General features: G+C 73.8%; 17 protein-coding genes. All 17 read left to right on the top strand.

The features are described from left to right. Positions 1-15: 15 nt before the first annotated feature. The gene (locus ACR807_RS25205; protein ID WP_438923878.1) at positions 16-1,611 is read left to right on the top strand and encodes a molybdopterin-dependent oxidoreductase; all 1,596 of its coding nucleotides are present in this window, start codon (positions 16-18) and stop codon (positions 1,609-1,611) included. Positions 1,612-1,690: 79 nt separating this feature from the next. Continuing rightward, positions 1,691-2,362: a fasciclin domain-containing protein gene (locus tag ACR807_RS25210; RefSeq protein WP_438923879.1), complete on the top strand. Its 672-nt coding sequence runs from the start codon at positions 1,691-1,693 to the stop codon at positions 2,360-2,362. Between the two features lie 338 nt (positions 2,363-2,700). Further along, positions 2,701-3,519, top strand: coding sequence for a redox-sensing transcriptional repressor Rex (locus ACR807_RS25215; RefSeq protein ID WP_438923894.1), 819 nt, complete (start codon positions 2,701-2,703; stop codon positions 3,517-3,519). A gap of 34 nt (positions 3,520-3,553) precedes the next feature. Next, positions 3,554-4,876 (top strand): glutamyl-tRNA reductase, encoded by a 1,323-nt coding sequence (locus ACR807_RS25220; protein WP_438923880.1) that lies wholly within the window; start codon positions 3,554-3,556, stop codon positions 4,874-4,876. Continuing rightward, entirely contained in the window at positions 4,873-5,814 is a 942-nt protein-coding gene (gene hemC / locus ACR807_RS25225; RefSeq protein ID WP_438923881.1) for a hydroxymethylbilane synthase, read from the top strand. The genes ACR807_RS25220 and hemC overlap by 4 nt, the downstream gene beginning before the upstream one ends. A 14-nt stretch (positions 5,815-5,828) precedes the next feature. Beyond that, on the top strand, positions 5,829-7,361 hold the full coding sequence (locus ACR807_RS25230; protein WP_438923882.1) for a bifunctional uroporphyrinogen-III C-methyltransferase/uroporphyrinogen-III synthase: 1,533 nt from the start codon (positions 5,829-5,831) through the stop codon (positions 7,359-7,361). Between the two features lie 83 nt (positions 7,362-7,444). After that, entirely contained in the window at positions 7,445-8,422 is a 978-nt protein-coding gene (gene hemB / locus ACR807_RS25235) for a porphobilinogen synthase (RefSeq protein ID WP_438923883.1), read from the top strand. Next, positions 8,419-8,970, top strand: a complete 552-nt coding sequence (locus tag ACR807_RS25240; RefSeq protein ID WP_438923884.1) for a hypothetical protein — start codon at positions 8,419-8,421, stop codon at positions 8,968-8,970. The genes hemB and ACR807_RS25240 overlap by 4 nt, the downstream gene beginning before the upstream one ends. A 43-nt stretch (positions 8,971-9,013) precedes the next feature. Next, on the top strand, positions 9,014-9,640 hold the full coding sequence (locus tag ACR807_RS25245; RefSeq protein ID WP_438923885.1) for a hypothetical protein: 627 nt from the start codon (positions 9,014-9,016) through the stop codon (positions 9,638-9,640). Between the two features lie 79 nt (positions 9,641-9,719). Continuing rightward, positions 9,720-10,229 carry a hypothetical protein gene (locus tag ACR807_RS25250; RefSeq protein ID WP_438923886.1) on the top strand — a complete coding sequence of 170 codons (510 nt, stop codon included), beginning with the start codon at positions 9,720-9,722 and terminating at the stop codon, positions 10,227-10,229. Further along, entirely contained in the window at positions 10,226-10,642 is a 417-nt protein-coding gene (locus tag ACR807_RS25255; RefSeq protein ID WP_438923887.1) for a hypothetical protein, read from the top strand. Before ACR807_RS25250 ends, ACR807_RS25255 begins: the two co-directional genes overlap by 4 nt. Positions 10,643-10,655: 13 nt before the next feature. Beyond that, on the top strand, positions 10,656-11,174 hold the full coding sequence (locus ACR807_RS25260) for a hypothetical protein (protein WP_438923888.1): 519 nt from the start codon (positions 10,656-10,658) through the stop codon (positions 11,172-11,174). After that, on the top strand, positions 11,175-11,615 hold the full coding sequence (gene mce1N / locus ACR807_RS25265; protein ID WP_438923889.1) for a transport-regulating membrane protein Mce1N: 441 nt from the start codon (positions 11,175-11,177) through the stop codon (positions 11,613-11,615). A 12-nt stretch (positions 11,616-11,627) separates the two neighbouring features. Beyond that, a complete protein-coding gene (locus ACR807_RS25270) occupies positions 11,628-12,002 on the top strand; it encodes a hypothetical protein (protein ID WP_438923890.1) in 375 nt (124 codons plus the stop codon). 11 nt (positions 12,003-12,013) lie between these two features. Beyond that, the gene (gene hemL / locus ACR807_RS25275; RefSeq protein WP_438923891.1) at positions 12,014-13,318 is read left to right on the top strand and encodes a glutamate-1-semialdehyde 2,1-aminomutase; all 1,305 of its coding nucleotides are present in this window, start codon (positions 12,014-12,016) and stop codon (positions 13,316-13,318) included. Continuing rightward, on the top strand, positions 13,315-13,941 hold the full coding sequence (locus ACR807_RS25280) for a histidine phosphatase family protein (RefSeq protein ID WP_438923892.1): 627 nt from the start codon (positions 13,315-13,317) through the stop codon (positions 13,939-13,941). Before hemL ends, ACR807_RS25280 begins: the two co-directional genes overlap by 4 nt. Beyond that, positions 13,938-14,474: TlpA disulfide reductase family protein (locus ACR807_RS25285; RefSeq protein WP_438923893.1), on the top strand; the 537-nt coding region annotated here is incomplete at its 3' end. The genes ACR807_RS25280 and ACR807_RS25285, both read left to right, overlap by 4 nt.

Genomic DNA, 14,474 nt, shown 5'->3' on the forward strand with positions numbered 1-14,474 from the left:
TGTCGAATCACCCTCATGAAGCGCTGGACCGCGGCACTCGTCGGACTGCTCGGGGTGGCCGCCGCGCTGGCGGCCGGACACCTGGTCGCGGCGCTGGTCGGACCCCCGTCGTCACCGTTCCTCGCGGTCGGCAACACCGCGATCGACTTCACCCCGAGCCCGGTCAAGGACTTCGCGGTCCGGACCTTCGGCACGGCGGACAAGCTCGTGCTGCTGCTCGGCATGGCGGTCGTGCTGGTCGTCGCCGCGCTGGTGGCGGGCCTGCTGTCGCGCCGCTCGCCGCTGCCCGGCACGGTGCTCGCGGTGGTGCTCGGCCTGCTGGGCGTCGCGGCGGTGCTGTACCGGCCGGACCTGGGGCAGCTCTCCGTCCTCTCGCCGATCGCGAGCCTGGTGGCGGGCGTCCTCGTGTTCCGCCTGCTGCACGCCCGCGCCCTCGCCGCGGCCGGGGCCCCCGCCGAGGGGACCGCGACCGGCGACACGACCGACAGCACGACCGGCGACACGACCGGCGACACGACCGGCGACAGCACGCCCGGCGTCGCCTCGGCGGACCGGCGGCGGTTCCTGGTCGCCTCGGGCGCCACGGCGGTCGGCGCGGTCGTCGCGGGCGCGGGCGGGCAGTTCCTGGGCAACCGGGTGGACGTCGAGGCGTCGCGCCGGGCCGTCGGCGACCTCACCCCCGCCCGGCCGGCCCCGGCGATCCCCGCCGGCGTCGACTTCGCGGGCGAGGGCACCCCGTCGTTCATCACCCCGAACCGGGACTTCTACCGCGTCGACACGGCGCTGAGCGTCCCGCGCGTGCGCGCCGAGGACTGGGTGCTGCGCGTGCACGGCCTGGTCGACCGCGAGCTGAACCTCCGCTACGACGACCTGCGCCGCCGCGACCTGGTCGAGCGCACGATCACGATGACCTGCGTGTCCAACGAGGTCGGCGGCCCGTACGTGTCCACCGCGAACTTCGTCGGCGTGCCGCTGCGCGACGTGCTGCTGGAGGCCGGCGTCCGGGACGGGGCCGACCAGCTGCTCTCCACCAGCGCCGACGGCTGGACCGCGGGCAGCCCGGTCGACGTCGTGCTGGAGGAGGACCGCGGCGCGCTCATCGCCCTGGGCATGAACGGCGAGCCGCTGCCCGTGGAGCACGGCTTCCCCGCGCGCCTCGTCGTGCCCGGCCTCTACGGCTACGTGTCGGCGACCAAGTGGGTGGTGGACCTGGAGCTGACCACGTTCGCCGCGAAGAGGGCGTACTGGCTGGAGCGCGGCTGGGGCGAGCGCGGGCCGATCAAGGTCATGTCCCGCATCGACAGCCCCGAGGGCCTGGCCACGGTCTCCGGTCCGGCGGTGGTGACCGGTGTGGCGTGGGCGCAGCCGGACGGCGTGGCGAAGGTCGAGCTGCGCTCCGACGGGGGGCCGTGGCAGGCCGCGCGGCTGGCGGCGGAGGTCAACGGCTCGACGTGGCGGATGTGGCGCGCCGAGCTGGACCTGCCGCCGGGCGGTCACCTGGTCGAGGTGCGGGCCACGAGCGCGTCCGGCGTCACGCAGCCGCAGGCGCGCGTCGCGCCCGTGCCGGACGGCGCGACCGGGTGGCACTCGGTTTTTTTCACCGTCGGGTGATCCGGGCGAACCGGATGGGCCGGTGCTTCGAATGTCTTAGTGACTACCGAACCCGGTAAACAACGAGGAGTGATCCGCTGTGCGGAACCCCAAGCTCGCCATGATCGGTGCCATCGCCGCCGCCGCCCTGTCGGTCACCGCCTGCAGCAGCAGCGACACCGCTTCCACCGGCTCCGGCAGCAGCGAGGCCCCGGCCGCCGCCACGACCACCGCCACCAGCTCGTCCTCCGCCATGGCGTCGGGCGGCGACGGCGTCACGGAGACCACGGACGTCTTCGGCGCCGGCTGCGCCCAGGTCCCGACCGACCCGGCGAACAAGGGCTCGCTGCAGGGCATGGTGACCGACCCGGTGGCCACCGCGGCGTCCAACAACCCGCTGCTCACCAAGCTGGTGGCCGCCGTGCAGGCGGCCGGCCTGGTCGACACGCTGAACTCGCAGAAGGCGATCACCGTGTTCGCGCCGGCCGACCCGGCGTTCGCCGAGCTGGGCGACGCGAAGTTCGCCGAGCTGGCGGGCCAGCCGGCCGTGCTGGGCGACATCCTGAAGTACCACGTCGTCGGCAAGCGCTACGACGCCAAGGGCCTGGAGGCGGCCGGTTCCGTCGACTCGCTCCAGGGCAAGCAGCTGACCATCGCCGGCACCGGCGACTCGATGACCGTGAACGGTGCCCCCGTGCTGTGCGGCAACGTCCCGACCGCGAACGCGACCGTGTTCGTCATCGGCAAGGTCCTCACCCCGCCGGCCGCCTGACCGGCAACCGACCAGGTGGGAGCGGCCCGGCGGATCGGGCCGCTCCCACCGCCCGACCCGCTCGGATCGGCGTCGCCCGATCCGGTACCGCGATTTCCCGACTGGTCGTAGGAAAGACCTCGGGAATTCGCCCCGAGGTGAGCCGCGTCCCCCCGTATCCACGGGGCGGCGCGGCTCACCTGTTTCGCGCGGGGGGCGTCCACCCGGGACGACACGCCGTTCGCGGGGGTGACGAAGTGGGCACCGACGGCGTCCGTCAACTTTGTGCAAGCGTTCACAAGCGGTACGGTGGTCGCATCACCCCGCTGGTGGCGGTGCCCGGCGGGTCGGTGCGACGGATGTCGAGGAGTCTTGGCGTGGCGGATCGGCGGGGGCGTGGTGACGGTGCCGTGACCAGCCCGAAGGCGACCGCTCCGAAGACGGCCGCACCGAAGGTGGCCGCCGCGGAGACCACCGCGGAGGTCCGCGAGCGGGCCCGGGCCATCCCCGAGGCGGCGGTCGCGCGGCTGGCGGTCTACCTCCGGGTGCTGTCCGGGATGGTCGAGCAGCAGGTGACGACCATCTCCAGCGAGGAGCTGGCGGGCGCGGCCGGGGTGAACTCGGCGAAGCTCCGCAAGGACCTCTCCTACATCGGCTCGTACGGCACGCGCGGCGTCGGCTACGACGTCGAGGTGCTCGTGAGCCACATCGAGCGCATCCTCGGCCTCACCCGCAAGCACTCGGTGGCGGTCGTCGGGATCGGTAATCTTGGTCACGCGCTCGCCAATTACGGCGGCTTCCCCAGCCGCGGTTTCCCGGTCGCCGCGCTGTTCGACATCGACCCGGATCTCACGGGAGTGCCGGTAGGCGGCATACCCGTCGACCACATCGACGACATCACGTCCGTCTGCGCGGAACGCGAAGTGTCGATCGGCGTCATCGCGACGCCTCCTCAGGCCGCTCAGGCCGTCTGTGACCGTTTGGTATCGGCGGGCGTTCAGTGCATCCTGAACTTCGCACCCGTCGTCCTCCAGGTCCCGGACTACGTCGAGGTGCGCAAGGTCGACCTGGCGGTCGAGATGCAGATCCTGTCGTTCCACGTCGCGCGGCGGGCGGACGAGGCCGCCGGTGACGTGGTCAACGGCGTGGGAGTGGACGGGGTGGTGATTCGCCCGTGATCGTGCGGGTAGCGAGCCGGCCGGTGGTGGCCGCATGAGCGTGCTCGTCGTCGGTCTGTCCCACCGGACCACCCCCGTCCCGGTGCTGGAGCGCGTCGCGGTCGCCGACGCCGACCGGGCCAAGGTCCTCGACCGGCTGCTCAGGGCGCCCAGCGTGTCCGAGGCCGTGCTGCTGTCGACCTGCAACCGGGTCGAGGTGTACGCGGTCGTCGAGACCTTCCACGGCGGCATGAACGAGGTCGTCGAGGTGCTCGCCGAGCAGGCGGGCGCCGAGCCCGGCGACCTGTTCGAGCACCTCTACGTGCACTACGCCGCCGCCGCGGTCGAGCACCTGTTCTCCGTGGCGGGCGGCCTCGACTCGATGGTCGTCGGCGAGGCCCAGATCCTCGGGCAGCTGCGCGGCTCCTACAACGCCGCCGACGAGGCGGGCGTGGTCGGCCGCACGCTGCACGAGCTGGTCCAGCACGCCCTGCGGGTCGGCAAGCGCATCCACACCGACACCGGCATCGACCACGCGGGCTCGTCCGTCGTGTCCGAGGCCCTCGGCGACGCCGCGACCGTCCTCGGCGGCCTGACCGGCCGCAAGGCCGTCATCGTGGGCGCCGGTTCGATGGGCGGCCTGGCCGCCGCGCACCTGCGCCGCGCCGGCATCGGCGAGGTCGCCATCGCCAACCGCACCGCCGTCAACGGCGAGCGGCTGGCCTCGGCGCTGCGCGCGGACGGCGTGACCGCCCGCTCCACCGGCCTGGAGCACCTGGCCGACGAGATCGCCGGCGCGGACGTGCTGTTCGCCTGCACCGGCTCCGTCGACACGGTCGTGGGCGCCGAGCTGATCGGCGACCGCGAGCCGGGCAAGCCGCTGGTCGTCTGCGACCTCGGCCTGCCCAAGGACGTCGACCCCGCCGCGACGCTGCTCGACAACGTCCGCGTGGTCGACCTGGAGACCCTCCAGCGCAGGCTGTCCGACGCCCCGACCGGGCAGGACGCCCTGCGCGCGGCGGAGATCGTGGCCGAGGAGGTCCGCGCCTACCTGGCGGGGCAGCGCTCGGCCGGGGTCACGCCCACCGTGACGGCACTGCGCAAGCGCGCCGCCGAGGTCGTCGACGCCGAGCTGCTGCGACTGGACTCGCGGCTGCCCGAGCTGGACGGCGCGGTGCGCGACGAACTGGCGAAGACCGTGCGCCGGGTCGTGGACAAGCTCCTGCACACCCCCACCGTGCGGGTGAAGGAGCTGGCCGCGGCACCCGGGGGCGCCGGTTACGCCGAGGCGCTGCGCGAGCTGTTCGGGCTCGACCCGCAGGCGCCGTCCGCAGTCAGCACACCCCATTCGACGCAACCCAAAGGTGAGAAGCGGTGAACCGCACCCTGAGGATCGGCACCCGCGGCAGCGCCCTCGCGCTCGCGCAGACCGGCCACGTGGCCGACGCGCTGCGCGCGGCGGGGGCCGACGTGGAGATCGTCACCGTCTCGACCCCCGGTGACCGGTCGGACGCGCCCATCGCCGAGATCGGCGTCGGCGTGTTCACCTCGGCGCTGCGCGACGCGCTCGCCAACGGCGAGGTGGACGTCGCCGTGCACTCGTACAAGGACCTGCCGACGGCCCCCGACCACCGCCTGTCGCTGGCCGCCGTGCCGCCCCGCGAGGACCCGCGCGACGCGCTCGTCGCCCGCGACGGCCTCACCCTGGGCGAGCTGCCGCCCGGCGCGCGGGTGGGCACCGGTTCGCCGCGCCGCGCCGCGCAGCTGGAGGCGCTGGGCCTGGGCATCGAGGTGGTCGCGATCCGCGGCAACGTCGACAGCCGCATCCGCAAGGTCGTCGACGGCGAGCTGGACGCCGTCGTGCTGGCCCGCGCGGGCATCGCCCGCCTGGGCCGCACGGCCGAGATCACCGAGACCCTGGAGCCCATCCAGATGCTCCCCGCGCCCGCCCAGGGCGCCCTCGCAGTGGAGTGCCGGGTCGACGACGTCGACGCCGAACACCTCCTCCAGTCCACTCTGGACGACTCGGCCAGTCGGGCCGCTGTCGCCTCCGAGCGCGCCCTGTTGGCCGCGCTGGAGGCGGGTTGCAGCGCGCCGGTCGGCGCACTGGCCGATGTGGTGGAAGACCTCGCCGAGGACGGGACCGAGGTTCTCCGCCTGTCCCTGCGCGGGGTCATGGCGACGGAGGACGGCGACCTCCTCCGTGCGTCTGCCACCGGTGACTTGACCGCAGCAGAGGAACTCGGCCGCGCGCTGGCCGCCGAGTTGCTCGACCTCTCCGGCCACGCCGCTGCGTCGCCGGCGGGGCGTAGTTGATGGGGAGTGCCCTGATGACCCGCGCGCGCAAGACCCCCGGCCGAGTCGCCTTCGTGGGCTCCGGCCCCGGCGACACCGGGCTGCTCACGGTCCGGGCCCGAGACCTGCTCGCCAAGGCGGAGCTCGTGGTGACCGATCCGGACGTACCGGGCGAGGTGGTGGCGCTGGTACCGGACGGCGTCGAGGTCCGCCCCGCCGTGGGCGACCCCGCCGACGTGGCGAAGGACCTGGTCGCCGAGGCGAAGAACGGCCTCGCCGTGGTGCGCCTGGTGGCGGGCGACCCGCTGACCCAGGACTCCGTGGTCAAGGAGGCCCAGGCCGTCTCCAAGACCACGATCGCGTTCGACGTCGTGCCGGGCGTGCCCGGCGGCACCGCCGTGCCCGCCTACGCGGGCGTGGCGCTGGGCGCCGTGCACACCGAGGCCGACGTCCGGGGCGTGACCGACTGGGCGAGCCTCGCGGCCGCGCCGGGCACGCTCGTCCTGCACGCCACCGGCGGCCACCTGGCCGAGGCGGCGTCCTCGCTGGTCGAGCACGGCCTGGCGCCGCAGACCCCGGTCGCGGTGACGGCGGACGGCACCGGCTTCGGCCAGCGCACCGTCGACACCACGCTGGCCTCCCTCGCCGCCGACGCGAGCGACCTGGGCGGCCCGCTGGTCGTCACGGTCGGCGCGGGCGTCGCCGGGCGGCCGAAGCTGTCCTGGTGGGAGTCGCGCGCGCTGTACGGCTGGCGCGTGCTCGTGCCGAGGACGAAGGAGCAGGCGGGCGCGATGAGCGACCGGCTGCACTCGCACGGCGCGATCCCGGTGGAGGTGCCCACCATCTCGGTGGAGCCGCCGCGCAGCCCGGCGCAGATGGAGCGCTCGGTGAAGGGCCTGGTCGACGGCCGCTACCAGTGGGTGGTGTTCACCTCGACCAACGCCGTCCGCGCGGTGTGGGAGAAGTTCCGCGAGTTCGGCCTGGACGCCCGCGCGTTCTCCGGCGTGAAGATCGCCTGCGTGGGCGAGTCCACGGCGGCGAAGGTGCGCTCGTTCGGCATCATCCCCGAGCTGGTGCCGAGCGGCGAGCAGTCGTCCGAGGGCCTGCTGGCGGACTTCCCGCCGTACGACGACATCCTCGACCCGGTGGACCGCGTGCTGCTGCCGCGGGCCGACATCGCCACCGAGACCCTGGCGGCCGGTCTGCGCGACCGCGGCTGGGAGATCGACGACGTGACGGCCTACCGGACCGTCCGGGCCGCCCCGCCGCCCGCGGACACCCGCGAGATGATCAAGTCCGGCGGGTTCGACGCGGTGTGCTTCACCTCGTCGTCCACGGTCCGGAACCTGGTCGGCATCGCGGGCAAGCCGCACGCCCGCACGCTGGTGGCGTGCATCGGGCCGCAGACGGCGGAGACGGCGCGCGAGTTCGGCCTGCGGGTCGACGTGCAGCCGGAGGACGCCAACGTGCCGGCCCTGGTGGACGCGCTCGCCCAGCACGCGGCCCGGTTGCGGGCCGAGGGCGCGCTGCCGCCCCCGCGCAAGACCAAGCGCCTGCGCCGTTCCTGACCAGCTGTTCCGCAGTGAGAGGCAGTGCGACCGGGGCCACCTTCGCGTGGCCCCGGCGCGTTTTCCGACGAGGGAGTACCGCCGTGTTCCCAGCCCACCGGCCCCGCAGGCTGCGCACCACGCCCGCCATGCGGCGCCTGGTCAGCGAGACGACCGTCCGGCCGCGCCAGCTCGTGCTGCCGATGTTCGTCAAGGAGGGCGCGTCGCGGCCCACCGAGATCGCCAGCATGCCGGGCGTGCACCAGCACACCCGCGAGTCGCTGGTGAAGGCGGCGGTGGAGGCGGTGCAGGCGGGCGTCGGCGGCATCATGCTGTTCGGCGTCCCGGCGGAGCGCGACGCGGTCGGGTCCGGCGCGACCGACCCGGACGGCATCCTCAACGCCGCCCTGCGCGACCTGCGCTCCGAGCTGGGCGACAGCACCGTGCTCATGTCGGACCTCTGCCTCGACGAGTTCACCGACCACGGCCACTGCGGCCTGCTCACGCCGGACGGCGCGGTGGACAACGACGCCACGCTGGAGGTCTACGGCGAGATGGCCGTGGCCCAGGCCGAGGCGGGCGCCCACGTGGTCGGCCCCAGCGGCATGATGGACGGCCAGATCGGGGTGGTCCGGGCCGCGCTGGACGAGGCCGGGCACACCGACACGGGCGTCCTCGCCTACAGCGCCAAGTACGCGTCCGCGCTGTACGGGCCGTTCCGGGACGCGGTGGAGTCGCAGCTCCAGGGCGACCGCAAGACCTACCAGCAGGACCCGGCGAACATCCGCGAGTCGCTGCGCGAGGTCGCGCTCGACCTCGCCGAGGGCGCCGACATGGTCATGGTGAAGCCCGCCCTGCCGTACCTCGACGTGCTGGCCGCCGTGGCGCAGGTCTCGGACGTGCCGGTCGCGGCGTACCAGATCTCCGGCGAGTACGCGATGGTCGAGGCAGCGGCGCGCAACGGCTGGATCGACCGCGAGCGCACCGTGCTGGAGATGCTCACCTCGATCCGCCGCGCGGGCGCGGACGTCGTGCTCACGTACTGGGCGGTGGAGGCCGCGGGCTGGCTGGACCGGGGATGACCGCGCCCGCACCGAAGACGAAGGCGAAGCCGGACCGGCCGGCCCCGCCGAAGCGCGTCGACCTGGCCCGGTGGCTGTTCATCCTCAGCGCCCTCGTCGGCGCGGCCCGGTTCGTGGTGCAGCTCGGCGACCGGGAGATGCTGATCGGCGAGCTGCGCGCCCGCCAACCCGGCCTCGGGCAGGACGAGCTGGACGCCGCCGCGACCGGTGGCGTCGTGTTCGGCCTGCTGCTGGTGTTCGGCGTGCTGCTGCTGTACGTGCTGCTGGCGAACCGCGTGGCGTCCGGCCGGAACTGGGCGCGCATCGCGCTGACCGTGCTCGCGGCGGGCGGCGCGTTCCTCGGCGTGATCCGGCTGCTGGCCGTCGCGACCGGGTTCGCCTCGGCGTTCGGCCTGGCCGTCGACCCGCTTGACCTGGCCTTCGGCACTGTCACGATGATCATCGACGTGGTCGCCGTGGTGCTGGTGTTCTCGCCATCAGTTTCCGGGCACTTCCGATCAGTGCGTACAGTCAGTGTAAAGCCACCACAGGTAGCTAACGGATTGTGATTTCCGGTCGACTGCGACCCCGCGCACTCCTACGGTCCGTCGCATGACCACTCCGAACGACCCCTACAACCAGGGCAACAACCCCCAGCAGGGCGGTTACCCGCAGCAGGGCGGTTACCCGCAGCAGGGCGGCTACCCCCAGGGCGGCCAGCCCCAGGGCTACCCCCAGCAGGGCGGCTACCAGCCGGCCCCGCCGCTGAGCCACGGTGAGATGGCGGCTCCCGCGCGTCCGAAGTCCGTGGACACCGCCTACCTGCTCTGGCTGGTCGCGGCCGGCCTCGGCATCCTCGGCAGCCTCCTCGGCTTCGCCACCGCGCAGGCCGTGGCGGAGGAGACCGCCCGCTCCCTCGGCGTGGACCCGTCCCTCATGGGCGACATCCAGCCGAGCTACGGCAGCCTGATCGTCAGCCTGGTCATCGCCGTGCTGTGGGTCCTCGTCGTGATGCAGATGCGCAAGGGCGCCAACTGGGCCCGCATCCTGCTGACCGTCCTCGGTGCCCTCTCGGTGCTGTTCGGCCTCATCGGCCTGGCCGTGATCGGCATCCTGTTCTCGGTCGGCTTCCTGGGCGCGATCCAGGCGCTGCTGAGCCTGGTCCAGCTGGTCGCGATCATCGGTGCGATCGTCTTCATGTTCAAGTCCGACTCGAACCACTTCTTCAAGGCCAGCTGAGACCCGGCGGCCACAGGTCCGCTGCCCACCGCCTGTCGCGGTGGACAGCGGGCCGGGGCCGCCCCTAGCGTTCTCCCGCGTGACGACTCCGCAGGACGACAACGACCCGGTCCGGCCCATGCCCATGCCCGCCTGGGAGCCCGCCGGCCCCGCCCGTCCCGCCGAACCGCGCGAGGTCCGCGCGTCGTTCTGGCTGTGGATCGCCGGCGCCGCGCTGCTGGTGCTGTCCTCGCTGCTGGTGCTGACCCAGCAGGACGCCGCCGCGGAGGCCGCCCGCAACAGCCCCGGCGGCACGCAGGGCCTGACCGAGGAGCAGTTCCAGGCCGCCGTGAAGGCGAGCCTGGTGTTCGTGACGGCCGTCGGCGTCGCGCTCGGCCTGCTCATGGCGTTCTTCGCGTACCGGCTGCGCGCCGGCCGCACCTGGGCGCGCATCGCGCTGACCGTGCTCGGCGCCGTCGTGTTCGTCTACCACCTGCTCGGGTTCTCGCTGGTCGGCCTGCTCATCGTGCTGGTCGTCGGCGCGGCGATCGTCACGCTGTACCTGCCGAGCTCGAAGGCGTACTTCGACTCCCTCAAGCGCGCCGGGTGAGCGGGGCGCCGTCCCGGGTCGCGCCGCCCCCGGTCGTGCGCGCGGCCACCGCCGTGTGGTGCGCGCTCGGCGCGTTCCTGCTGCTGGAGAACGTCGTGCTGTGGCTGCGCCGCGCCGAGTTCGAGCAGGCCGCGGCCCGCGCGGGTGACGACCCGGCGCTGGTCGGCGGCATCTTCGCGCAGCTGACGCTGGTAGCCGTGCTGTTCGGCGTCGGGTACGTCGGCGGCGGCCTGCTGCTGCGGCGCGGCAGGCGGTGGGCGCGGGCCGTGCTGTCCGCGGTCGCCGTGCTGCACGTGCTGTGGATCGTGCTGCCGGGCGCGAGCGCGGTGAACCTGGTGACGTTGCTGCTCATCACGATCGGTTTGGCCCTCACGTGGCTGCCCCGTACGGCACAGTGGGTGAAGCAGCACTAGCCGCGGAGACGACATGACCCAGCCACCGTTCGACCCGTACGGCACGCCGATGAGACCGGTGCACCAGCCGCAGGCGGGCCCGCTGCCCGGTTACCCGGGCCAGATGCGCGGCGTGGACCAGCGCACGACGGCGCTCGTGCGGCCCCCGGTGGTCCTGGCGGCGTTCGTGCTGTGGGTGTTCGCGTCGCTGTCGTGGCCGGTCGGCACGGTCGTGCGGTTCGTCGCCGAGGACGGCGGGCTGGTCGGCGCCGGGGCGGTGCTGACCCTGTTCGGCACCGGCTGCCTGGCCCTCGGCGGGGTGCTCGGCGCGGTGGCGTTCCTGCGCGGCAGCTACCACGCGAGGCTGGCGCTGTGCGGCAGCGCGCTGGTGATCGGCGTCCTGGCCGTCGCGGCGGTCCTGGTGGGGGCGCGCGACGGCCTCGAACCCGCCTCGTGGGTCGTGGTCGTGCTGCGGCTGGTGCTGCTCGTCGCCGCGTCCGCGGTCAGCTTCCTGCCGGGCACCCGGTACTTCTTCGCGGGGAACCTCGGTTAGGTGGAGCAGCCGACCGTCTACGCCGAACCCGGCGCGTCCTGGTGGCCCCTGCTGTGGGGGCCGGTGTTCGCCCTGCTCGGCCTGGGCGTCGAGGCCCTGACCGACGCGTTCCGACCGGTCCTGTGGTCGCTGGTGGCGGTGGCCCTGTTCCTGCCCACGCTGCTGTGGGTGCAGGGCAGGCGGCGGCTCTACGCAGTCCGGCTCACCCCGGTGGCCCTGCACGCGGGCCGCGAGGAGCTCCAGCTCCGCGACGTGGCCGAGGTCGAGGGCGTGGAACCGCGCTCGGGCGCCCCCATCCTGGGCGGCGGCTGGACCCTGCCGCGCGGCACCGAGGCGGTGCCGCTCAAGCTGGTCGACGGGCGGGTCGTGACGGCGTGGGCGCGGGACGCCGACGCGCTGCGCGCCGAGGTGGCCGCGCTGCTCGCCACGCGCCGGTCGTGAGAAGCTGACCACGTGACCGCCACCACCGTGGAGACCGAGCCGGACACCGCCGAACCCCGGCTGCACCAGCCCCGGCGCGCGTTCGTCGCCGTCGGCGAGGTGGTGCTCGCGGTGGCGCTGGTGGCGCTCGCGGTGTGGTGCTGGCAGCGCGGCATCCTGCGCTACAGCTACCCCGTGCCCGACCACGCGCCGCTGGAGTCGACGCGGGTGAAGGGCAACTGGGTCGGCGCCGCCGCCGGGCTGGTCCTGGTGGCCGGGGTGCTGCTGCTCGACGCGGTGCGGCAGGTGGTGCTCGCGGTGCGCACCCGCACCCCGAAGGGTGACGACCGGTCGCGCGACGACGGGCGACAGGACGGCTGGGAGCAGGACGCCGAACCCGGCGTGTGAGACTGGACGGCGTGACAGCGACGCGATCCCAGGAACTGTTCGAGCGCGCGGCGGCGGTGATCCCCGGCGGCGTGAACTCCCCGGTCAGGGCCTTCCACTCGGTCGGCGGCACGCCCCGGTTCATGGTGCGCGGCGAGGGACCCCACCTGTGGGACGCCGACGGCAACCGGTACGTCGACCTGGTCTCCTCCTGGGGGCCGATGATCCTCGGCCACGCCCACCCCGACGTGGTGGAGGCGGTGCGGGCGGCGGCCGTGCGCGGCCTGTCGTTCGGCACGCCCACCGAGGGCGAGATCGAGCTGGCCCGGGAGATCGTCGACCGCGTCGCCCCGGTCGAGCAGGTGCGCCTGGTCAACTCCGGCACCGAGGCCACGATGAGCGCGATCCGCCTCGCCCGCGGCTTCACGGGCCGGCCGAAGGTCGTCAAGTTCGCGGGCTGCTACCACGGGCACGTGGACGCGCTGCTCGCCCAGGCCGGGTCCGGCGTCGCCACGCTCGGCCTGCCCACCTCGCCCGGTGTCACCGGCGCGCAGGCCGCCGACACGATCGTGCTGCCGTACAACGACCTGGAGGCCGTCCGGCGGGTGTTCGCCGAGCACCCCGACCTGATCGCCTGCGTCATCACCGAGGCCGCGGCGGGCAACATGGGCGCGATCGCCCCGAGGCACAACGCCGAGCTGAAGGCCCTGTGCGAGGCGAACGGCGCGCTGCTGGTCATGGACGAGGTCATGACGGGCTTCCGCGTCTCGCGCGCCGGCTGGTACGGCCTGGAGGGCGTCGCCGGCGACCTCTACACGTTCGGCAAGGTCATGTCCGGCGGCCTGCCGGCGGCGGCGTTCGGCGGGCGGGCGGACGTGATGGCGCGGCTCGCCCCGGCCGGGCCGGTCTACCAGGCGGGCACGCTGTCCGGGAACCCGGTGGCGGTGGCCGCGGGCCTGGCCACGCTGCGCGCCGCCGGCGACGACGTCTACCGCGCGCTCGACGCGAACGCGTCCAGGCTGGGCGCGCTGTTCACCGCCGCGCTCACCGAGGCGGGCGTGGCGCACCGAGTGCAGTTCGCGGGCAACATGGTCAGCGTGTTCTTCAGCGCCGACGAGGTCACCGACTACGCGGGCGCGCAGGCCGCCGAGACGTGGCGCTTCCCGCCGTTCTTCCACGCCCTGCTGGAGCGCGGGGTGTACCCGCCGCCGAGCGCGTTCGAGGCGTGGTTCGTCAACGCGGCCATGACCGAGCGGGACTTCGAGCAGATCGCCGACGCCCTGCCGCACGCCGCCCGCGCCGCCGCGGCGGCCACCCCCGGAAAGGCCGCGAAGTGAAGACCGTCGTCCACCTGCTGCGGCACGGCGAGGTGCACAACCCGACCGGCATCCTCTACGGCCGCATCCCCGGCTTCCGGCTCTCCGAGCGCGGCCAGAAGCAGGCGCTGACCGTGGCCGAGCACCTGCGCGACCACGACATCGCCCACGTCGTCGCGTCCCCGCTGGACCGGGCGCAGCAGACGGCGTCCCCGATCGCCGACTCGCACCGCCTGGAGCTGGCCACCGACGAGCGGCTGATCGAGGCCGACAACAAGTTCGAGGGCCTCAAGGTGGCGGTCGGCGACGGCGCGCTGCGCTCGCCCGAGCACTGGCCGAAGCTGGTGAACCCGTTCCGCCCGTCGTGGGGCGAGCCGTACGTCGAGATCGCGCACCGGATGCTGGGCGCGGTGCAGCGGGCGCGGGCGGCGGCCGAGGGCCACGAGGCGGTGTGCGTGTCGCACCAGCTGCCGATCTGGACGCTGCGCCGGTTCCTGGAGGGCAAGCGGATGTGGCACGACCCGCGTCGCCGCGAGTGCTCGCTGGCGTCGTTGACGAGCCTGGTGTTCGAGGACGAGCAACTGGTCCGCGTGGTCTACACCGAGCCGGCCGGCGCGACCGACCCGAGGGTGACCGGCGCATGAGGTCGGTCGCGGCCGCCCTGGTGGCCCTGCTGCTGCTCGCCGGCTGCGCCACCGGTGACGACGCGGTCGCCACGGGCGGCGAGTTCCAGCTGGTCGCGCCCAACGGGGAGACCAAGCTCCGCTACGACGGCGACGAGCGCAAGAAGGTCGTGGGCCTGACCGGGCCGAGCCTGATGGAGGACGGGGCGACCGTCTCCCTGGACGACTACCCGGGCAAGGTCGTCGTGGTCAACATCTGGGGCGCGTGGTGCCCGCCGTGCCGCACCGAGGCGCCGGAGCTGCAGAAGGTGCAGGACGAGGCCGGGCCGCTGGGCGTGCAGGTGCTGGGCGTGGACGTGAAGGAGACGTCGACCGAGCTGCCGCGCGACTTCATGGCCAACCGGCAGCTGACCTACCCGTCGATCTACGACGAGTCGGGGCGGGCGATGCTGTCGTTCAAGGGCCTGCCGCCCAACGCCGTGCCGTCCACGTTCGTGCTGGACAAGCAGCACCGGGTCGCCGCCGCGTTCCTGGGCGGCGTGATCGCCACCGAC

Source organism: Saccharothrix sabaoui (assembly GCF_051756985.1).
Lineage (GTDB): Bacteria > Actinomycetota > Actinomycetes > Mycobacteriales > Pseudonocardiaceae > Actinosynnema.

Excerpts from the sequence above, each read along its gene's own strand:
- ACR807_RS25205 (WP_438923878.1), top strand. The coding sequence starts at position 16 with ATGAAGCGCTGGACCGCGGCACTCGTCGGACTGCTCGGGGTGGCCGCC.
- ACR807_RS25215 (WP_438923894.1), top strand. The coding sequence starts at position 2,701 with ATGTCGAGGAGTCTTGGCGTGGCGGATCGGCGGGGGCGTGGTGACGGT.
- ACR807_RS25220 (WP_438923880.1), top strand. The coding sequence starts at position 3,554 with ATGAGCGTGCTCGTCGTCGGTCTGTCCCACCGGACCACCCCCGTCCCG.
- ACR807_RS25230 (WP_438923882.1), top strand. The coding sequence starts at position 5,829 with ATGACCCGCGCGCGCAAGACCCCCGGCCGAGTCGCCTTCGTGGGCTCC.
- ACR807_RS25240 (WP_438923884.1), top strand. The coding sequence starts at position 8,419 with ATGACCGCGCCCGCACCGAAGACGAAGGCGAAGCCGGACCGGCCGGCC.
- ACR807_RS25245 (WP_438923885.1), top strand. The coding sequence starts at position 9,014 with ATGACCACTCCGAACGACCCCTACAACCAGGGCAACAACCCCCAGCAG.
- ACR807_RS25260 (WP_438923888.1), top strand. The coding sequence starts at position 10,656 with ATGACCCAGCCACCGTTCGACCCGTACGGCACGCCGATGAGACCGGTG.